This is a genomic window from Lacinutrix sp. (assembly GCF_029238095.1).
Lineage (GTDB): Bacteria > Bacteroidota > Bacteroidia > Flavobacteriales > Flavobacteriaceae > Lacinutrix.
Genome location: NZ_JAQWGS010000004.1, coordinates 75,310 through 95,715, shown reverse-complemented (window position 1 = coordinate 95,715; position 20,406 = coordinate 75,310). Strand labels below are relative to the sequence as shown.

The 20,406-nt window shown below is 30.1% G+C and carries 17 protein-coding genes; 10 read left to right on the top strand and 7 right to left on the bottom strand.

The features are described from left to right. Nucleotides 1–11 precede the first annotated feature (11 nt). Complete coding sequence (locus P8H50_RS01300) at nt 12–830, top strand: 2OG-Fe(II) oxygenase (RefSeq protein WP_300204768.1); 819 nt, start codon at nt 12–14, stop codon at nt 828–830. Here P8H50_RS01300 and P8H50_RS01295 read toward each other — a convergent pair. From P8H50_RS01295 to P8H50_RS01285, 3 genes are read right to left on the bottom strand one after another with little or no spacing between them, the layout of a single operon-like run. Continuing rightward, nucleotides 827–1,510, bottom strand: coding sequence for an ATP-binding cassette domain-containing protein (locus tag P8H50_RS01295; protein WP_300204765.1), 684 nt, complete (start codon nt 1,508–1,510; stop codon nt 827–829). The two genes, P8H50_RS01300 and P8H50_RS01295, sit on opposite strands and share 4 nt — an antisense overlap. A 6-nt stretch (nt 1,511–1,516) precedes the next feature. Beyond that, nucleotides 1,517–2,860 carry a hypothetical protein gene (locus tag P8H50_RS01290; protein ID WP_300204761.1) on the bottom strand — a complete coding sequence of 448 codons (1,344 nt, stop codon included), beginning with the start codon at nt 2,858–2,860 and terminating at the stop codon, nt 1,517–1,519. Continuing rightward, nucleotides 2,853–3,587, bottom strand: coding sequence for a glycosyltransferase (locus P8H50_RS01285; protein ID WP_300204759.1), 735 nt, complete (start codon nt 3,585–3,587; stop codon nt 2,853–2,855). Before P8H50_RS01285 ends, P8H50_RS01290 begins: the two co-directional genes overlap by 8 nt. Before the next feature lie 163 nt (nt 3,588–3,750). Here P8H50_RS01285 and P8H50_RS01280 point away from each other — a divergent pair, with 163 nt between their 5' ends. The 4 genes from P8H50_RS01280 (at nt 3,751) to P8H50_RS01265 (ending at nt 10,889) form a co-directional block, all read left to right on the top strand. Further along, nucleotides 3,751–6,771 (top strand): tetratricopeptide repeat protein, encoded by a 3,021-nt coding sequence (locus P8H50_RS01280; protein WP_300204755.1) that lies wholly within the window; start codon nt 3,751–3,753, stop codon nt 6,769–6,771. Nucleotides 6,772–6,850: 79 nt separating this feature from the next. Then, a complete protein-coding gene (locus P8H50_RS01275; RefSeq protein ID WP_300204752.1) occupies nt 6,851–8,572 on the top strand; it encodes a TonB-dependent receptor in 1,722 nt (573 codons plus the stop codon). A 133-nt stretch (nt 8,573–8,705) separates the two neighbouring features. Further along, on the top strand, nt 8,706–10,328 hold the full coding sequence (locus P8H50_RS01270; RefSeq protein ID WP_300204748.1) for an amidohydrolase: 1,623 nt from the start codon (nt 8,706–8,708) through the stop codon (nt 10,326–10,328). A 33-nt stretch (nt 10,329–10,361) separates the two neighbouring features. Next, entirely contained in the window at nt 10,362–10,889 is a 528-nt protein-coding gene (locus tag P8H50_RS01265; RefSeq protein ID WP_300204744.1) for a DUF2059 domain-containing protein, read from the top strand. 46 nt (nt 10,890–10,935) lie between these two features. On the opposite strand, the gene P8H50_RS01260 is transcribed toward P8H50_RS01265, so the two are convergent. After that, nucleotides 10,936–11,634: a methyltransferase domain-containing protein gene (locus P8H50_RS01260; protein ID WP_300204741.1), complete on the bottom strand. Its 699-nt coding sequence runs from the start codon at nt 11,632–11,634 to the stop codon at nt 10,936–10,938. 76 nt (nt 11,635–11,710) lie between these two features. Here P8H50_RS01260 and P8H50_RS01255 point away from each other — a divergent pair, with 76 nt between their 5' ends. After that, nucleotides 11,711–12,202, top strand: coding sequence for a YkgJ family cysteine cluster protein (locus P8H50_RS01255; protein ID WP_300204738.1), 492 nt, complete (start codon nt 11,711–11,713; stop codon nt 12,200–12,202). Nucleotides 12,203–12,242: 40 nt separating this feature from the next. Then, nucleotides 12,243–13,070 carry a sterol desaturase family protein gene (locus P8H50_RS01250; RefSeq protein ID WP_300204735.1) on the top strand — a complete coding sequence of 276 codons (828 nt, stop codon included), beginning with the start codon at nt 12,243–12,245 and terminating at the stop codon, nt 13,068–13,070. A gap of 25 nt (nt 13,071–13,095) precedes the next feature. Here the strand turns inward: P8H50_RS01250 and P8H50_RS01245 are convergent, their stop codons facing one another. Next, nucleotides 13,096–14,385: a DUF1343 domain-containing protein gene (locus tag P8H50_RS01245; RefSeq protein WP_300204732.1), complete on the bottom strand. Its 1,290-nt coding sequence runs from the start codon at nt 14,383–14,385 to the stop codon at nt 13,096–13,098. 5 nt (nt 14,386–14,390) lie between these two features. On the opposite strand from P8H50_RS01245, the gene P8H50_RS01240 reads away from it, so the two are divergent. Both P8H50_RS01240 and P8H50_RS01235 read left to right on the top strand, forming a co-directional pair. Continuing rightward, nucleotides 14,391–15,629, top strand: coding sequence for an FtsX-like permease family protein (locus P8H50_RS01240; protein WP_300204729.1), 1,239 nt, complete (start codon nt 14,391–14,393; stop codon nt 15,627–15,629). 259 nt (nt 15,630–15,888) lie between these two features. Continuing rightward, complete coding sequence (locus tag P8H50_RS01235; RefSeq protein ID WP_300204725.1) at nt 15,889–16,869, top strand: cysteine synthase family protein; 981 nt, start codon at nt 15,889–15,891, stop codon at nt 16,867–16,869. Between the two features lie 187 nt (nt 16,870–17,056). Here the strand turns inward: P8H50_RS01235 and P8H50_RS01230 are convergent, their stop codons facing one another. Continuing rightward, entirely contained in the window at nt 17,057–17,377 is a 321-nt protein-coding gene (locus P8H50_RS01230) for a hypothetical protein (RefSeq protein ID WP_300204722.1), read from the bottom strand. A 349-nt stretch (nt 17,378–17,726) separates the two neighbouring features. Continuing rightward, entirely contained in the window at nt 17,727–18,614 is an 888-nt protein-coding gene (locus P8H50_RS01225; protein WP_300204717.1) for a hypothetical protein, read from the bottom strand. Between the two features lie 485 nt (nt 18,615–19,099). On the opposite strand from P8H50_RS01225, the gene P8H50_RS01220 reads away from it, so the two are divergent. Beyond that, nucleotides 19,100–20,368, top strand: a complete 1,269-nt coding sequence (locus P8H50_RS01220) for a DUF2851 family protein (RefSeq protein ID WP_300204714.1) — start codon at nt 19,100–19,102, stop codon at nt 20,366–20,368. The last annotated feature ends 38 nt before the right edge of the window (nt 20,369–20,406 follow it).

Below are 20,406 nucleotides of genomic sequence, written 5' to 3'. Positions count from 1 at the left end.
AATATTTCCTTTTGGATAAGCACGCTATTTCAGAGCTGATTTATAATCATATTTTAGACCACAAACAGTCTTTAATAGAGCAGTTTTCTTCTACCGAAAGCAAAATTGGTTATTTCTATATCGATAATGTTTTACCAGAACAACTCGCAATAGAATGCTCTCAGGTTTTTCCTAAGCCAGAAGATATGAGACTGCTTAAATCTATTAAAGAATATAAGCATGTTTCTGCACAAATGAATAAACATCACCAGCTTTTAGAAGCAGTTATTTATGCTTTTCAAAATATAAAAGTAGTCAAACTAATAGGTGAAATTTGTAATATTCCGCTTTTATATCCAGACGATTCTTTGTATGCTGGTGGTTTATCTTTAATGGCAAAAGATAATTTTTTAAATCCGCATTTAGATAATTCTCACGATGCAGAACGCGAGCGTTGGCGTGTTTTAAATGTTTTGTATTATGTTACACCAAATTGGAAAAAAGAAAATGGTGGACACTTAGAATTATGGCCAAATGGACCAAAAAACAATCCTTTAGAAATACAAAGTAAATTTAATAGATTAATTGTAATGGCTACACATTCTAGCTCATGGCACGCAGTAAACAAAGTTACAGTAAACGGTTATCGTTGTTGTATTTCTAATTATTATTTTAGTGATAATGCGTTGCGAGAAACCGATAAATTTCATGTTACAAAATTTAGGGGTAGACCAAACCAAACGCTCACTAATATCTTTTTAGACTTTGATTCTAATTTAAGAATGTTGGTTAGAAAACTATTTAAAAAAGGTGTGCGTAAAAATCCACATATTTATAAAAGAGATAATTAAACACGACGTTGAACAACTTCAAACACTTGATTCTCATCACACTTTAAAGTTTTACTTGGGTATTTTAAAAGCAGAGCATAATCGTGAGTAGCCATTAAAATAGTGTTACCATTTTTGTTTATTTCTTGTAAAACTTCCATAATCTCGATACTAGTTTGCGGATCAAGGTTTCCTGTTGGTTCATCTGCTAGAATAAGTTCAGGATTATTAAGTAAAGCACGAGCAATTGCAACGCGCTGTTGTTCGCCACCAGAAAGTTCGTAAGGGAATTTAAAACCTGTAGTTTTCATGCCTACTTTATTTAGAACTTCTTCCATTCTTGTAGCCATTTCTGCTTTGTCTTTCCAACCAGTTGCTTTTAAAACAAACTCTAAATTAGCATTTACTGTTCTATCTGTTAATAATTTAAAATCTTGAAAAACAACACCAAGTTTGCGTCTTAAAAAAGGAATGTCTTTTTCTTTAAGTGTTTTTAAATTAAAATCTACTATGCTTCCTTCACCTTTTTTTAATGGAATATCTGCATATAAAGTTTTCATGAAACTACTTTTTCCAGAACCTGTTTTCCCTATTAAATATACAAAATCACCTTTGTTTATTTCAACATTAACATTAGATAATACTAAGCTATCGCCTTGAAAAATGGAAGCTTCTTTAAATTCTAAAACAGTTTGAGACATATAATTTTATAGTTTTTTTACACTGAAATATTTACACTTCAAATTTAAAACATTAATAACAACAAAATAAACAATTAAAGGTAAAAACGGAAATGCAAAACGACTATTAGAACCAAATGCAACAAGAGCTTGTGCTAAAGCACCAGAAAGGACAATACAAACAATAAATAAGTTCGTGTTGAAAATTTTACATTTAGATTTAAAAAAGAATAGTATTTCTTTAAAAGAAAATATTAAAAACAAAATATTAATAAGAACAAGAAAATACTGTTGAAAGTGTTTCCAAATAAGTGTTAATCCATATTGAAAATACTTGTTTTTAAATTTTTTACTCCATTTTATACTATCATCATTTCCAAAAAAAAGATAAAAAGAATTAAATACTTGTTTAGCATATAATTCTGGATGTTCTTTAAATAAATTTTTTGAAATGCGCCCAAGTTCTGCCGAAAGATCTTGGGGCGAAAGACCAGTTTTTTCAATAAGTTCATCATATGCAAACCAAACACTCATTGGATACCTTGTTGGTGCAAATTTTGTAATAGAATCTCTTTTTCTAACGAATATGTCTCGAATTAGAGCATCTTCTTCTGGTGCTTTTTCAAAAAAAGAAGTAGCAGTCTGTGCTAAATTTATACCAAAGTAGTAAGTATTTGTAAAGTAACCAATATTGTTTTTATTAAGCGAATTCCATGAATAATAAGCTAAAAATGGAATAAGTAAAACTATAATACTTTTTGTAAAAGTATTATAAAAATTTGTCTTTAAATGTTTAACAAAATAGAAAATAGAAAAACCTAAACTAAAATATATAAATAAAGGTTTTGTAAGATAAAGCCATGCTAAAACTAAGGAAAGTAAGAAATAATATTTTTTATGAGCTTGATGATTTAAAAGTTGGTATTTTTCAATAATCCAAAAACTTAATACAACTAAAAATAAAGAAAGTGTTTCTGTTAAAATTACAAACTCGTAAAACAAAAAATGGATAAATGTGCTTGTAAGAAATGTAACCCAAAATGCTGTTGTAATACTTTTAGTTCTTCGTTTAGAAAAATTAAATAACAAAACAGTTGTTAATAAGCCTAAAATAACTTGATACACTACAGTTAATATTAAACTATTATTGGCTAAAGCGATTAATAATGGATAACCTGGCGTTCTATTTCCTGGATAATTTTCAAGACTAAAATGAGATATATATGTTGCTAAATCTATATAGTTTTCACTATCTGGATAAATGGTTACATCTTGGTAAAATATAAAAATGAAAAAACGTATTAAAATGGCATAAAAAATTAAGGCCTTAATACTATTTTGAGTAATAAAATTGTAAATTATTTTAATCATTCTGTTTGTAGTAATAATAAAGTTTAATCAAAACAAAAGGTGTTTTTAAAAAATCTATAAATAAAATTCTTGTATCTTCTGTATCGTGCCATTGGTTTAGCGGTACTTCTAAAATATTGTTTTTGCAATAAGCTATACCAAACCCTTTTTTAGTTCGAGCTAATAATTCTACATCAAAAAGCCATTTGGTTTTAAATTCTTCTTTAAAAATTGAAGCTGCTAATTCTCTGTTTATAATTTTTGCACCACATTGCGTGTCGTAAATTTCTAATTTTAAAACTAAACTGTCAATAAATGTTGCCACTAATCTACCAAAAAAGTGCCTATATACTTTACGTTTTATAGAAGCGTCTAACACCTTAATTCTTGAGCCTAAAACAAAACGCTTATTTTCGGTTTTAGCAATATTTAAAAGTCTTAAGATTTCAGAAAGCGGAGTAGATAAGTCTGCATCAAGGTAGCCAATGTACTTATAATTGTACTCTAAAGATAAAACAGATTGCCTTATAGCTTCGGCTTTACCACTGTTTTTTTTAAAATTTAAAATGGATGTGTTTGGCAATTCAGCTTTTAAATTATTAATTACAGATAGAGTGTTATCAGTGCTTCCATCGTTTACAAACAATAAATCGAATGACTTGTTTTGTTTTTGAAACGTTTTATAGGCTTCAATATTAAGCCTATTCGCTTCATTATAACAAGGGATAATAATACACGAATCTGTCATAAATTAATAATAATTTGCTTTGTAAAAGTATCATTTAAAAGTATAAGCACAAAAGGTATAGCTTCAATTTTTAATAAGTTGGTTTATAATTATAACAAAATTCTAACGTTAACATATTAGGATTAATTTATATTTGATTTTTCGAATTTAAAACACATAGTTAATGACTAAAAAGCATCTTTTATTCTTCGTCGTTTTCAGTTTAGCATTTGTTACTTATGGGCAACAATCTGCAACGTATACTAACGATTTTGTAGCTTACCAAAAAGCATTATCTCTTTACAATAACCAACAATATTTAGCAGCTCAAGCAGCTTTTAAGACTGTTAGAGAAACAGCAAATTCTGTTGCTTTAGAGTCTGATTGCACCTATTATATTGCAAATTGTGCAGTACGTTTAAACCAAAAAAATGCAGATACTTTAATAGAAGCGTTTGTAGAAGATTATCCTACAAGTACAAAAAAGAATTCTGCATTTGTAGATGTGGCAGATTACTACTTTGAAAACAGAAAGTTTGCATACGCAGATAAATGGTATGATAAAGTAAACGAAAATTCGCTTTCAAAAAAAGAGCAAGAGAAATTTAATTTTAATAGAGGCTATACTGCCTTTGTTTCTAAAAATTACAATGAAGCGAAAAAGCACTTATCTCGTGTTGAAAATTCTCAAGAATATGGCTCTCAAGCAAAGTACTATATTGGTTTTATGGCCTACGAAGGTGATGATTACACTAAAGCGAATGCTTACTTTGAACAAGTTGGAGATAATGAGAAATACAAAGAAAAGTTAAGTTACTATCAGGCAGATTTAAATTTTAAACTAGGAAAATTTGATAAAGCTATTACACTTGCTAAAGAACAATTAGAAAAAAGCAACGATAAAAGCGAAGTTTCAGAATTAAATAAGATTGTAGGTGAAAGTTATTTTAACCTAGAAAAATATGCAGATGCCATTTCGTATTTGAATAATTATGAAGGTAAAAAAGGAAAATGGAATAACACAGATTATTACCAATTAGGTTACGCGTATTACAAGCAAAAAGATTTTGAAAAGGCCACTTCAGAGTTTAATAAAATTATTGATGGAAACAATAGTGTTGCGCAAAATGCATACTACCATTTGGGAGAAAGTTATATTAATTTAAATAAGAAACAAGAGGCTTTAAATGCGTTTAGAAATGCTTCGCAAATGGATTTTGATTTAAAAATTCAAGAAGATGCTTGGCTTAACTATGCAAAAATTAGTTACGAGATTGGTAATCCTTACCAATCTGTACCACAAGTTTTAGCGAGTTATCTAGACAAGTATCCAGATACTAATTACAAAGAAGAATTAGAAACGTTACTTATCGATTCTTATATCACATCAAAAAACTACAAAGAAGCTTTAGTATTATTAAAAGGGAAAAAAAGTTTCGAAAACAAAGTCGCTTATCAGAAAGTAACCTACTACAGAGGTATAGAGCTTTTTAACGAGAGTAATTATGTAGAAGCAGAAAAACTATTCGATGCTTCGTTAGGCGAATCTCAAGATATAAAGTACACTGCTAGAGCAACATTTTGGAAAGCAGAAACAGATTATAACCTAACAAATTATGATGATGCTTTAATAGGTTTTAAACAGTTTCAACAGCAAACAAATGCAAGCCAAACACCAGAGTATAAAAATTTAGATTATAATCTAGCCTACACCTATTTTAAGAAGAAAGACTATGTACAAGCTATTCTATATTTTAAAAGTTTTGTAAGTAATAATAAAGACAATAAAATTAGGTTAAACGATGCGTACTTGCGTTTGGCAGACAGTTATTTTGTAACTAGTAATTATGAAAATGCAATTGCCATGTACAACGAAGCGCTTAATGTTAATAAAATAGAAATGGATTATGCGTTTTTTCAAAAAGCGATGAGCTCTGGTTATATGGGAAATACAGATCAAAAAATATCTGAGTTAGAAACCTTTATTTCTAACTATCTAAATTCTAAATTAAGAGACGATGCCATGTACACTTTAGGTAATGCTTATGTAAAGTCTGGAAATACAGATAAAGGTCTAGCTTTATACAATAGTTTAATTACAGAGTATAGTGAAAGTCCTTTTATTTCAAAGGCATTACTAAGTCAAGGTTTAGTGTTTTATAATAAAAACGAAAATGAAAAGGCTTTAACCAAGTTTAAAAAAATCGCAGGAGAATATCCAGCAAGTCAAGAAGCCAATCAAGCTGTTGCTACTGCTCGATTAATATACATAGATTTGGGTCGTGTAGAGGATTACGCAACGTGGATACAAACCTTAGATTATGTAGAAGTTACAGATGGAGATTTAGATAATGCTACTTACCAATCTGCAGAAAAGCAATATTTAGATGGTAATACAAACCAAGCAATAAAACTTTTTAATCGTTATTTAAACGATTTTAAAAGCGGATTACACGCTAATCAATCTCATTTTTATTTGGCACAGTTGTATTTCAAAAAAGATTTGAAAGAAAACGCTAAGCCACATTATAAGGCAGTTGTAGAAGCTTCTCAAAGCGAGTATACAGAAGAGGCTTTATTACGTCTCTCCCAAATTACCTTAGAACAGAAAAATTGGGCAGAAGCCATTCCAACTTTAAAACGTTTAGAAGCCGAAGCTAACTTTCCTCAAAATAGTTTGTTTGCACAATCTAATATTATGCAAGCCAAATACCAATTAAAAGACTTTGTAGATGCTGTTATTTATGCCGAAAAAGTGCTTGGTAATCCAAATTTAGATAATAAAGTAAAAAGTGATGCTTATGTAATTATAGCGCGATCTGCAATGCAAACTAACGACGAGGCCAAGGCTAAATCTGCTTATGCAAATGTAGAACAAACTGCAACAGGAGAAACAGCAGCAGAAGCGTTGTATTATAACGCTTATTTTAAAAACAAAGAAGGTAGTTTTGTAGCTTCCAATACTGTCGTTCAGCGTATAGTAAAAGAGTATTCTGGTTATAAATTATATGCAGCAAAAAGTTTAATTGTTATGGCTAAAAATCAATATGCTTTAAAGGATGCCTTTCAAGCAACTTATATTTTAGAAAGTGTGATTAAGAATTTTAAAGATTTTCCAGATATAGTTGCAGAAGCACAAACCGAATTAAATACCATTAAAACAGAACAAGCAAAAACTAATGCTTCTATAGAAACTGAGGATTAGTCTTTCTGAATATAAATAAACGATGTTATCATTCCTAAAAAAGGAGGAATGACAGAAAAAATAAAAACAAAAAGAATATATGTTTCAAAAAAAGCAATTCTTATTACTCATAACAATAGTAACTTCAACAGTACTATTTGCTCAAGAACGTGACCAAGATACATTAAAACCAGAAGTGATTAATGTAATAAAACCATATACACCATCAATTTCTGATGCCTTTAAAGTAAAAGAAATACCATCTTTGGACGATGCAGAAACTGGCATAAAAAAGGAAGTTAAGTATAATATTTTTTCATTTCCAGTAGCTTCAACATTTACTCCAGCAAAAGGAAAAGCAGCAGTTGTAGATAAGGCTAAAAAAGTTAAGCTGTTCGATAATTATGCGACTCTAGGTGTTGGAACGTACACAACTATTTTGGGTGAAGTGTATTTAAATCACGAATTAAATAGTGGCGAAAATATAAGTGCACATATTGGACATCACTCTTCTGGAGGAGGCATAGATGGTGTGTTAACAGACGATAACTTTTTAGATTCTAAAATCAATCTAACCTACAGTCAATTAACTCAAGATTTAGATTGCGCAATCTCTGGAGGTTTTGGCATGCAAACTTTTAATTGGTATGGTTTAAAGCAGCCAATATTCACACAAATAGATGCAGATGCTTTAGATGTAAGTCATAATTTTACAAATGCTAATATTTTAGGAGAATTAAACCTTAATGAAGGTGTTTTTAAAGGAGCAGATGTTTTGTTTAGACGTTTTGGTGATAATTTAGGGTCTGGAGAAAATAGACTTAAATTAAGTGGTACAGCAGCTATTCCTATTAAAGAAGAAATTGTTGAAACAGTTGTAAGTATAGACTACTTAGGCGGAAGTTTTGAAAACGATTATTTTAATACAACCAAAATTAATTACGGAAACTTCCAATTAGGTTTAGCACCAACATACCAATTAAAACAAGACGATTTAACCGTGAATCTTGGTGTTACATTAACTTATTTAAATGATACCGAAGCGAGTAAAAGCAGTTTCTTTATTTATCCAAATATTAGTGCAAGTTATCGTTTAGTTAACGAGATTGTTATTGCCTTTGGAGGTGTAAATGGTGGATTAATACAGAATTCTTATTACGATTTTGCCACAGAAAATCCGTTTGTTTCACCAACATTATTTATTACGCCTACAGACCAACAATATAATGCTTACGCAGGTTTAAAAGGGAAACTGTCTAATACCATTGGTTATTCGGTTAGCGGAAGTTATACCTCAGAAAAAAGCAAAGCCTTATTTGTTAACAATCCTATTACAGCAACTACACAAGATTATACTTATGGTAATTCTTTTGGTATTATTTACGACGATGTTACAACTCTAGGAATTGCAGGTGAGCTAAGTGTAGATATTAATAGAAATTTCACCATGGGAATTAAAGGCGAGTATTTTGTTTACAATACAAAAAATGAAGCTGAGGCATGGAATCTACCAAACATAAAAGGAACCGTTTTTATGGATTATCAAATTAACGAACATTGGTTTACAGGAGGAAACTTATTTTTTATTGGAGAACGAAAAGATGTTTTTTTAGATTTAACTACAATCATTCCTGCAACAACAACAGTTAATCTTGATGGTTATGTAGATGTTAATGCTCACGTAGGTTACCATGTAAACGATCGTATTTCAGTATTTTTAAAAGGAAATAATCTAGTTGCAGGAAGTTATAATAAATGGCAAAACACACCTGTGCAAGGCATTCAGTTTCTAGGAGGTGCAACTTATAAGTTTGATTTTTAAATGCATTTTTATCATTTTATAAAAAAAGAAATCTTTTAAATATTCTTAAAATAAATTACAAAACCAAAAACGTCCTTTCTAATAGAGGACGTTTTTTTTATTACTATATTTATCCACCAAAAATAATAGTAACATGAAAAACCTTTTTTTAAGCCTAATTGTACTTTTTGTTTTTAGTTGTAAAAACGATAAAAATGAAGTAGACGCTATAATTATAAATGCAAATGTGTATACAGTTGATGCGAATTTTAATAGAACAGAAGCTTTTGCCATTAAGGATGGTAAATTTGTTGCAACAGGAAGCACTAAAGACATACAACAACATTACTCTGCTACAGAGGTTATTGATGCTAAAGGCCAAACTATTGTTCCAGGATTAATAGATGCGCATTGTCATTTTTATAACTTGGGTTTAAACTTTCAAACAGTAGATTTGGTTGGAACGTCTAGTTTTGATGAGGTTATGAAACGCATTATTGCTTTTCAAAATGAAAAACAGCCAAAATTTATTATTGGTAGAGGTTGGGACCAAAACGATTGGCAAGATAAAACCTATCCAAATAAAGCACTTTTAGGTGAATTATATCCAGACCTTCCAGTCGTATTAACAAGAATAGATGGTCATGCGATGCTATGTAATCAAGCCGCTTTAGATTTGGCAAACATAACTATAGACACAAACGTTTTTGGTGGAGAAATTAAAACCGAAAAAGGTAAACTTACCGGAATTCTAATAGATAATCCTATGGAATTAGTAGAAGCCATTTTTCCAGAACCAACAAAAAAGCAACAAATAGAAGCGCTACTAGATGCACAAAAATTTTGTACAAACTTAGGTTTAACAACCGTTAGTGATGCAGGATTAGACAGGCAAGTCATAGAATTAATAGACAGTTTACAAAAAGCGAATACACTACAAATGCGAGTGTATGCCATGATAAGTAATAAAAAAGAAAACCTTGATTATTACTTAAATAAAGGAAAAATTAAAACCGAAAAACTAAATGTACAATCTGTAAAAGTTTATGCAGATGGAGCTTTAGGTTCTCGCGGTGCAGCTTTAAAGCAGCCATACAGCGATGAGCACAACCATTTTGGAGCGATGGTAATTGGCGCAGAAGATTATAAGAATTTAGCACTTAGAATAGATAAAGCAGGTTACCAAATGAATACGCATGCTATTGGAGATTCTGCAAATCGCTTTGTTTTAAAAACATATGAAAAAACATTAGCAAACCAAACAAACAGACGTTGGAGAGTAGAACATGCTCAAGTAATTACAGATAATGATTTCGACTATTTTAAAAGCGAAAATATAATACCTTCTATACAACCAACACATGCTACTAGCGATATGTATTGGGCAGAAGATAGAGTAGGCACAGACAGAATAAAAGGCGCTTATGCCTACAAAACGTTACTAGATAAAAGTGGACGTGTTGCATTAGGTACAGATTTTCCAGTAGAGCAAGTCAATCCGTTTTTAACATTTTACGCTGCAGTGGCAAGGAAAGATTTAAAAGGATTTCCGGAACAAGGGTTTCAAAAAGAGAATGGTTTGTCTCGAGTAGAAGCATTAAAAGGAATGACTATTTGGGCAGCATACTCTAACTTCGAAGACCAAGAAAAAGGAAGTATTGAAATAGGGAAGTATGCCGATTTTATAATCCTAAATCAAGATATTATGGACGTTGAAGAAGAAAAAATACCTTTAACAAAAGTACAAGAAACCTATATTAATGGAGTGGCACAATAATTGATTTTAGAAAACGAAACAAAACAATAACCAATGAGAACTATTTTTACACTACTATTATTTTTAACATTTGCATCTACAAGTATTGCGCAAACAGATGATTATAGCGAAGCTGTTAAAAAATGTATACAGAGTAATGGTACAATGGCATATTATGAAAATGTTATGGATGATATGTACGATATGCTTAAAGTACAGTTTACAGATGAAAACGTGCCAGACACCGTTTGGACAGAGGTTAAAAAAGGTAAAACCACAGCAATGAAAGAGTTAGCACAAATGATTGTATCTGCTTACAGAGGTCATTTTACGCATCAAGATGTTAAAAACATGAATACCTTATATGCTTCTAAAGCAGGAAAAGCGATGTTTAAAAATGAAGCATTGTCTGAAGGAGACAAAATTATTTTAAACCAGTTTTATGAAACAGAAACAGGTCAGAAAATTTTAGGCTCTCAAGATTCTATGAACGCTTCTATGAGTAAAATAGCCGAAATGTGGAGTAGTGATGTGTATCGTGGTGTAATTGCTCAATTGTCCGATAAAGGTTATAATTTATAGAGTTAATAATATAGGTTTTATTGGTTTATAATTACAGCATTGTATTTTAAACATGCAACTTCGCTAAATAATCAAAGTGTTCACCTTCTATAATTTTCTCACACTGCAATCCCACTGTAGCGCAAGCAATAACTAAAGTTTTAAAATCGAGGTATAACCACTTCATTGGTTTTTCTTCTTCATCTTTATAGCTTAAAAAATAATCGAGTTCACCATAGTAGCCAGAGTTAAGATCTTGCCAAAAACCACCATCTTCATCTTCGTACATATATTTAATGTCACTAGAGTCTATTAGAATTTGTCCATTTTCATTTAATAAGCTTTTTAAATGCTTCAAATATTTTGGGACGTCTTGTAAAGTTTGAAAAATACCAGTACCATTCATTAATAAAAATATAGTATCATAGGTTTCTTTTTCGTCTAAAAGCGAAAGCAATTTAGCATTTAAAAGACCTCTTTTTTTACAAACTTTAATAGCGCCTTTAGAAACATCTATTGCTTTTATCTTTAAGTTTTTTTCTTGAAGATATAGACTATGACTTCCAGCACCACAACCAACATCTAATATCCTTCCTTTAGCAAGCTCTAGTGCCTGTTGTTCAATTTTAGGCATTTCTGCATAACTTCTAAATAAATACTCTAGAGGTAAAATGTCTTCGCCAGAAATATTAGTAGATGTAATAATATTTTCAGGAGCATTTCCGTTGTAAAAATCTAATAAAGCTTTTCCGAATAGGTCTTTCATTGAATATTTATTTTTGTCAGTTTGAGTGATTTCGAGTTGTCGAAATTGTATTGAAAACTTTGCTTATTTTTGCCACATGCAAGACATTATTAATAATCTCCCAAAGCTCGCCAAAGATAAGCATAAGGAAAATAAAACCTTTTTTGCTAAGCTTAAAAAAAAGCCACCAAAACAGCTAGATTATATTATGCAGGAATTGCATGAAGAAGAATTTAAGAAAACCAATTGTCTAGAGTGCGCAAATTGTTGTAAAACCACAGGACCATTATTTACAGATAAGGATGTCGATAGAATTGCCAAGTATTTTAAAATGAAAACGCAAAAATTTGTAGAGCAGTTTTTAAAGATAGACGAAGATAACGATTATGTTTTGCAAAGTGTACCTTGTACTTTTTTAGGTCCAGATAATTACTGTTCTATTTACGATGTAAGACCTAAAGCGTGTAGTGAATTCCCACATACTAATAGAAAGAAATTTCAACAAATTTCTAACCTTACCATTAAAAATGTGGCTATTTGCCCAGCGGCTTTTAATATTGTAGAACAAATGAAAGCACGCATTAAATAACATTTTATTCATTTTTGTATCTTTAACTAAAAAAAAAGATTTGGAGGCTCTAATTAACTATTTCGAAACCATTCCTACATTACATAGAAGTCTACTTTTAGTAGGTGGAATAACATTTTTTTGGCTACTAGAAGGTATGCTGCCATTGTTTAATTTTAAATATAATAAATGGAAACATGCAGTGCCTAATTTGTTTTTTACGCTAACCACTATCATTATTAATTTTGCTCTGGCCTTTCTATTGTTAGGTACTGCAGATTGGGTTACAGCAAATAACTTTGGGATTATTAATTGGTTGCCAGAAATGCCAATGTGGCTATATGTTGTTTTAGGTGTTTTGCTTTTAGATTTTATTGGTGCTTATTTGGCCCATTTTACAGAACATAAAGTTGGTGTATTGTGGATGGTGCATTTAGTTCACCATAGCGATCATGAGGTCGATACTACCTCTGCAAATAGGCATCATCCTTTAGAGAGTGTCATTCGTTTTGTATTTACGCTTGCTGGTGTTTTTATTATTGGTGCACCAATTGGTATTGTTATGTTATACCAATCGATGTCTTTGGTCTTCACACAATTTACTCATGCCAATATTAAAATACCAAAGCAAATAGATAAGTTATTAAGTTATGTTATAATATCACCAGATATGCATAAAATACACCATCACTATAAATTACCATATACAGATTCTAATTATGGTAATATTTTCTCTATTTGGGATCGTGTTTTGGGAACTTACATGTATCTAGATAGAGCACAAGTGGTCTATGGTGTGGATACTTTTCCAAATGCTGAAGAAAATGCCAGTTTAAAACATCTTTTAAAACAACCTTTTCATGAATACAGAAAGCCAACAACAGAATAATAATTAGTTTTTTTTGAATTATTATTTAATTATAAAGCAAATATTTACTTCTAATTAATCTAAAAGCATCTAAGTCTGTTTTCCAAGTTGCTTTTATTTTTTTCTCATCCCATCCTGCAATAATTTGTTCTTGTAATCTTTTTGTTCCTGCATGTTTTGTAAAAACTTCGGTTTTAAAAAAAGCTTCTTTTTTATTACAGTTATTATATGCTTTAATAATATATTGTAGAGTTACACTGTCTTCGGTTTCTACTTGAGAGAGGTCTTCACCATAACACAATATATCTTTATGCTTTGGGTATTTAGCACCAAAGTTTTCTTTTGGAGTATAGGTAAAATTAAAAGTGTTACTATTTAAAAAAGGTGCGCCATAACGTTGAAACTGAAACGCTGTGCCACGACCAGCATTAATGGTAGTACCTTCAAATAAACCTAAACTTGGATAAAGCTTTATAGATTGATCATTAGGTAAATTAGGAGATGGACGCTGTGGTAAACTATAAGGTTTGTTATGTGTATAATGCTTCATTTTAATAATGGTTAAATCACTTTTTACTTTGTTTTTTAGCCAACCTTCACCATTAATCATAGTTGCATATTCACCAATAGTTAAACCATGAACTAAAGGAATAGTGTGCATGCCTAAAAAGCTAGTATGTTCTGGTTCCATAGTTGGGCCATCTATATAATTTCCGTTTGGATTTGGTCTATCTAAAACAATAACAGAAATATTATTTTCTGCACAAGCTTCCATAACATAATGTAATGTAGAAATGTAAGTGTAAAATCGTACACCAACATCTTGAATATCAAAAACCACAACATCTAAATCTTTTAACTGTTCTTTTGAAGGTTTTTTATGCTTTCCGTGTAACGAAAAAATAGGTAAGCCAGTTTTACTATCTACACCATCTTTAACCAATGCTCCAGCATCTTCGGTTCCTCTAAAACCATGTTCTGGTGAAAACACTTTCTTTAGGTCAATTTCTAAACTAAATAACGAATCTACTATGTGAGTAAAACTTTTAACTTCTAACTTTTCACTATTCACCTTAAAAATAACACTGGTTTGGTTAGCCACAACACCAACACGTTTTCCTTGTAATAAGGGTAAATAGGCTTCTGTTTGGTTTGCGCCAACAATAATGCTGTGGTTATTTGGAACTTGTTTTAAAATCTTGTTTGAATTATCAACGAGAGAATCAACTTTTGCCTTTTCACTTTTCACTTCTAACTTATTAGTACTTCCACAAGAAATACCTAAAAAAAGAAATAATAAAACTGTATTTTTACACCACATTAATTGTACACTCATAACTTTTGAATTTCGAATACTTTATAGCTAAACGCATTATCGATAGTAAAGCGTATAAAAGTAGCATATCAGCACCAATAATAAAAATTGGAATTACTGCAATTGCGCTTGGCATTATTGTTATGATGATTGCTATTGCAACAGGAATTGGTCTACAACAAAAAATAAGAGATAAAGTAGTGGCATTTAATGGTCATGTTACCATTAGTAATTATGATACTAACAACTCACAAGAAAGCGAAAACCCAATTTCTATAAATCAAGAGTTTTATCCAGATTTTGAAGGTGTACAAGGTGTAACACATGTGCAAGGTGTAGCTACTAGATATGCTGTTTTTAGACAACCAGATAATTTTGAGTTTGTAGTAATAAAAGGTGTTGGTAAAGATTACGATTGGCAATATTTAAAAGATTACTTAATAGCAGGTGTTTTACCAGATTACTCACAAAAAATAAACGAGGACCTTTTAATTTCAGAATACTTTGCAAAAAGACTAAACCTAAATGTTGGAGATCGAGTAAATGCCAATTTTTTAAGAGAAGATTTAAATAAACCACCAAGAATTATACCTTATAAAGTGGTTGGAATTTACAACTCAGGTTTTAAAGAATTCGATCAGCAATTTGTAATTGGAGATATAAAACACATACAGAGGCTAAACAAATGGGAACCAGACCAAATTGGAAATTTTGAGGTTTTTATTGATAATTTTAATGAAATAGATGAAAAAGCAATAGAGATTTATAAAAACACACCATCTAAATTAAACACTATTTCTGTGACCAAAAAATTCGGAACCATTTTCGAGTGGATTGGTATTTTCGATAAAAATATTGTAGGTATTATAGCTATAATGATTCTTGTTGCAGGTATAAATATGATTACTGCATTACTAGTTTTAATACTCGAACGTACTCGAATGATTGGTATTTTAAAGGCTTTAGGAAGTAGTAACACAGGCATTAGAAAAATATTTATTTTCAACGCAACCTATCTTATTATAATCGGTTTGTTTTGGGGAAATGTAATAGGTTTAGGTTTATTATTTAGCCAAAAAATATTTGGTTTTTTAAGTTTCCCAAATCCAGAGCAGTATTACATGAAAACTATTCCAGTATACATAAGTCTCGATTATATTATACTACTAAATATAGGTACATTTATACTCTGTTTTATCATGCTATTAGTGCCATCCTACATCATCACCAAAATTTCTCCAGTAAAAGCTATGCGTTTCGAGTAGAATAATTAGAGCATTGCCTTAAAGGTCACGCTTTTCGCTATATCTTTTTGCAATTAGTGGCAAAAAAGGATGCCGAATCAAGTACAAAGTAGTTACGGTTTTTTCCAAATTAAAATAGATGAGTAATCGCTAACACAAGCATGTTTACTAAATTCTCTTTATCTTCAAAAACAAGCGTTTTTTTTAAAGCTATGGTCTCATGCATTAAATAATTTAACTTTTAACTTTCAACTTTTAACTTTTAACTTATTTTTGCAACATGAAATACGCAGAAAACATTCTCGAAACTATAGGTAACACACCATTAGTAAAAATAAATAAACTCACAGCAGAGCTTCCATGTTTGGTGCTTTCTAAATACGAAACTTTTAATCCTGGAAACTCGGTAAAAGACCGTATGGCATTACAAATGATTGAAGATGCCGAAGCAGATGGCAGACTAAAACCAGGAGGAACCATTATAGAAGGTACCTCTGGTAATACAGGAATGGGATTAGCATTAGCAGCTATAATTAAAGGCTACAAATGTATTTTTGTAATGGCAGATAAGCAGTCTAAAGAAAAAGTAGACATTTTAAAAGCAGTAGGAGCAGAGGTTGAAGTTTGCCCAACAGCAGTAGAACCAACAGATCCAAGATCGTATTATTCTGTGTCTAAGCGTTTAGCAGAAGAAACACCAAACTCTTGGTATGTAAACCAATACGATAACCCAAGCAATTGTAAAGCTCATTTTAAAAGTACAGGACCAGAAATTTGGGAACAAACCGATGGTAAAATAACACATTTTGTCGTTGGAGTAGGAACAGGAGGTACAATCTCAGGTGTTGGTAGTTATTTAAAAATGAAAAACCCAAACATTAAAATTTGGGGAATCGATACTTACGGTTCTGTATTTAAAAAATACCACGAAACAGGCATTTTTGATGAAAACGAAATCTATCCTTATGTAACCGAAGGTATTGGCGAAGATATTTTGCCATTAAACGTAAACTTTAGTGTTATTGATGGTTTTACAAAAGTAACAGACAAGGATGCAGCTGTTTACACACAGCGTTTAAGTAAAGAAGAAGGTATGTTTCTTGGTAATAGTGCAGGAGCAGCTATAAAAGGTGTTTTACAATTAAAAGAGCATTTTACAAAAGACGATGTTGTTGTAGTATTATTCCATGATCATGGATCGCGTTATGTTGGGAAAATGTATAACGACGACTGGATGCGTGAAATGGGCTATATAGATTAAATTGCTACGAAAGCAGGAATCACTTAATAGAAAAGCAAAAAGCACAGTTTAAAGACTGTGCTTTTTTTATTGTGTTAAAATATTTTAAAGGTTTGATTAATGGTCTTGACCATGATTTCGTTGAAGGAATCATAAGTTCGATTATTCTGTATAGAAATCAGCTATTTAAAAACGTATTTCTTATTAGTCAATGCAATTCAGTTTCCCATTCCTCAAAAGGAGGTTCTACAGTGTATTGGTTTTCTTCATAAAATAAACATGAAGCTACAAACTTTGCAGCTCTTTTAGTAGCGTGTTTAAAATTAATAACTTCACCTTCAGTATTCATCTCTATATTATTTGAAAAAATAGTATACATCATTTCTACATTTGAAGGCATTTCATTCATTTCTTCAATATAATCTCTGCTAGTTAATTTTGAAATTCCTGATACAAAACCAAGAGTGTTATTAAAATAGTAGTAGGTAAAAAAGCGTAATGCGCTTCTAAAACTTATAGATAATTTCATATTTGTATTTTACTTTTTTTAATCAACTTACTTTTTCTAATTTCAATCTAAAGTTTTATTATTTCCTTTGTTAAAGCTACTATTTTGAGAACTAATGGTTACTATAGCCAAACGAATATTCTTGTAGTGTTTAATGTATTCATTCTTGGGTTGGTTTACTTTTGTATTAAATCTAATGCTAAGCTTTACGAAATCATCATTTAGTAACGTTATATAATATTTAAATGTCTTCTAAGATTACAGATACCAAATTAAATTTTATTTAAATTTAAAATAAATAGATGTTGAAAACACGAATAACTATTTATATCACATGTTTTCATTTTTCTAATAATTAGTAAAGTTAAATCTATGTATTGTTTAGTGTATTGTTTTTTTCATATTCATTGTGAATTAAAATAATTAATAACCCAAAAAGAACGGCTACAATGATTAATATAGTGCTTACAATTCCGCTAACACCGAAAGATAGTCGAATTAGAATAGTCGATACTATAAACCCTGAGTTTCTAATTATTTTATGAAATTTATCGGTATAAAAGAAAGAAATTAGTAAGAGTATAACATCGACTAAAATTAATACAGTAAAAAAATCATCAAAAAAAAGATTGTTAATAGTTTCAAATGATGGCATTACTTCTGTCGAGAATGAAATTTCTGAGCTCCATTGTATTAAAGTGCTTAAAGCCAAAACAAAAAAGAATGGAACTAATACAATTGCTATTATTTTTTTTCTTTTTACGAATCGTTCAACCATAGGTCCAATTTTATTTTTCTTTTCGGTTTTTCGATTACCTTGTTTTTGAAAATGAAATATTAAAAAGAACAAAACAAGAGAAGCAAAAATGTCATATGTAAATTGTAAATCTCCCTTAATATCAAACCAATCTGAAGTTAGTTCTAGCATTGATAAATCCTTAAATAATTTTCTAATAATTATAAGAGTAATAATTTCATATTGTTTCGTTATATAGATTGTGAAAGATTTAGGGAGGTAATAAATCAGAAGATACACCTCGTAAATAAGAATAAAAGAAAAGGGTGTGTAAATGGCTGATATTGGATTTAAAAGCAATTCAGAGTTAGGGAATAAACTAATAATATCAAACTTTGAGAGTCCTATTATGATTAGATGAATAAAAAAACTAATAAGAGCAACGTAAAGTATTACTTTTTCAATACGCTTTTTTGTGTGTTCAGAAAGAAATATATTTTCTAATATTTTAAATATCTTCATTAACTTACCCATGGTGTTTTTTTTAATTAACTGTAACTTTATGATTGATCAAAAACCGTTTCAATATTTTATATAGGTCTTTCAACGAAGTTAATAGAAAAAAATAACTAAGGCAATATTAAATATAACTAACATATATTATGAAAAAAACAATAAAACAAAGTGTGAAAACCACTACAACTTTTTAATTAGGTTATTTATACGTTTCTTTTTATTCGCTTTTGTTCTAATGTCTTTCTTTATTATTTGTAAGCTTTCATTATCTACTTTTTTAAAACTGTTTATTGAAAGCTACTCGCTTTTATAGCCAAACGAATATTCTTAAAGCGTTTGGACTTTTCATGTTTAAGTTGCTTTGCTCTAACACTATAAGCATTAAATCTTTCTTAGGTTCCCATATTTTATTAGTGTTTATTTTTTAAAAATGCTACATTTATAAAATCTACTTAACAATTTTTATTTAAGCAATTTAGTACATTTAAAGCATGCAAGAAGACTTCCTTCATTATTTATGGAAACATAAAAAAATAATAGCCAACAGCCTTAAAACAACTAAAGGAGAGTTGGTTAGTATTATAAACGTTGGAGAACATAACCACAATACTGGACCAGATTTTTTTAACGCACAATTAAAAATTGGAGAGCAATTGTGGGCAGGAAATCTAGAAATACATATAAAATCTAGCGATTGGTACTTACATAACCATGAAACAGATGTTAATTACGACAATGTAATTTTGCACGTGGTCTGGGAACACGATACAGAAATTTTTAGAAAAGACAATACAAAAATTCCAACCTTAGAATTAAAACATTATGTACCACAAGATGCTTTAAATGGCTATCAAAAGTTATTTAATAATAATAGAAAATGGATAAACTGCGAAAACGATTTTGCTAGCACTCCAGAGTTTATAATGTCTAATTGGTTAGAACGTTTGTATTTTGAACGATTAGAAAGAAAAGCAAATGATATTACAGCTTTGCTTCATGAAAACATAAATAATTGGGAGTCTGTGCTGTTTAAAATGCTATTTAAAAATTTTGGACTAAAAGTAAATGGAGATGCTTTTGCTAGTATTGCAAATTCATTCGATTTCTCCATCATAAGAAAGCAACAATCAAATCTATTAAGTTTAGAAGCCTTGTTATTTGGTCAAGCAGGTTTGCTAGAAGACGATTGCCAAGAGGCTTACTTTTTAGAGCTCGCTAAAGAATATCAGTTTTTAAAACAAAAGTTTACTTTAACAAATACAAATGTTACGTCATTACAATTTTTTAGATTACGTCCTCCTAATTTTCCAACCATTAGGATGTCTCAACTAGCAAATATGTATTATTTGCATCAAAATCTATTTTCTAAAATTATAGCAGCAAATACTTTAAATGAGTTTTACACTTTCTTTACAGTAGAGACTTCTACTTTTTGGGAAACGCATTACACTTTTAATAAAGCGTCTAAGGCTTCAAAAAAGAAAGTAACAAAAGCATTTGTAGATCTTTTACTAATTAATACAATTATTCCAATAAAGTTTAGTTATGCTAAGCAGCTTGGTAAGACTATAGACGAGGAAATTATACGAATGCTTCAGCAAATTACTTCAGAAAAAAATAGTATTGTAGATAAATTTAATGGCTTAAAAAAAGTGTCACATTCTGCATTAGAATCTCAGGCTCTTCTTCAATTAAAAAACGAATATTGCGATAAAAACAAATGTTTAAAATGTGTCGTTGGAAATTCGTTATTAAAGTAATAATGGTTTGTTTTTTTAGAATTAAATAGCAAAGGTTT

Bases quoted from the DNA above. Each gene is read 5' to 3' on its own strand.
- P8H50_RS01295 (WP_300204765.1), bottom strand. From the start codon at position 1,510: ATGTCTCAAACTGTTTTAGAATTTAAAGAAGCTTCCATTTTTCAAGGC.
- P8H50_RS01290 (WP_300204761.1), bottom strand. From the start codon at position 2,860: ATGATTAAAATAATTTACAATTTTATTACTCAAAATAGTATTAAGGCC.
- P8H50_RS01285 (WP_300204759.1), bottom strand. From the start codon at position 3,587: ATGACAGATTCGTGTATTATTATCCCTTGTTATAATGAAGCGAATAGG.
- P8H50_RS01280 (WP_300204755.1), top strand. From the start codon at position 3,751: ATGACTAAAAAGCATCTTTTATTCTTCGTCGTTTTCAGTTTAGCATTT.
- P8H50_RS01275 (WP_300204752.1), top strand. From the start codon at position 6,851: ATGTTTCAAAAAAAGCAATTCTTATTACTCATAACAATAGTAACTTCA.
- P8H50_RS01270 (WP_300204748.1), top strand. From the start codon at position 8,706: ATGAAAAACCTTTTTTTAAGCCTAATTGTACTTTTTGTTTTTAGTTGT.
- P8H50_RS01265 (WP_300204744.1), top strand. From the start codon at position 10,362: ATGAGAACTATTTTTACACTACTATTATTTTTAACATTTGCATCTACA.
- P8H50_RS01260 (WP_300204741.1), bottom strand. From the start codon at position 11,634: ATGAAAGACCTATTCGGAAAAGCTTTATTAGATTTTTACAACGGAAAT.
- P8H50_RS01255 (WP_300204738.1), top strand. From the start codon at position 11,711: ATGCAAGACATTATTAATAATCTCCCAAAGCTCGCCAAAGATAAGCAT.
- P8H50_RS01245 (WP_300204732.1), bottom strand. From the start codon at position 14,385: ATGAGTGTACAATTAATGTGGTGTAAAAATACAGTTTTATTATTTCTT.
- P8H50_RS01235 (WP_300204725.1), top strand. From the start codon at position 15,889: ATGAAATACGCAGAAAACATTCTCGAAACTATAGGTAACACACCATTA.
- P8H50_RS01230 (WP_300204722.1), bottom strand. From the start codon at position 17,377: ATGAAATTATCTATAAGTTTTAGAAGCGCATTACGCTTTTTTACCTAC.
- P8H50_RS01225 (WP_300204717.1), bottom strand. From the start codon at position 18,614: ATGAAGATATTTAAAATATTAGAAAATATATTTCTTTCTGAACACACA.
- P8H50_RS01220 (WP_300204714.1), top strand. From the start codon at position 19,100: ATGCAAGAAGACTTCCTTCATTATTTATGGAAACATAAAAAAATAATA.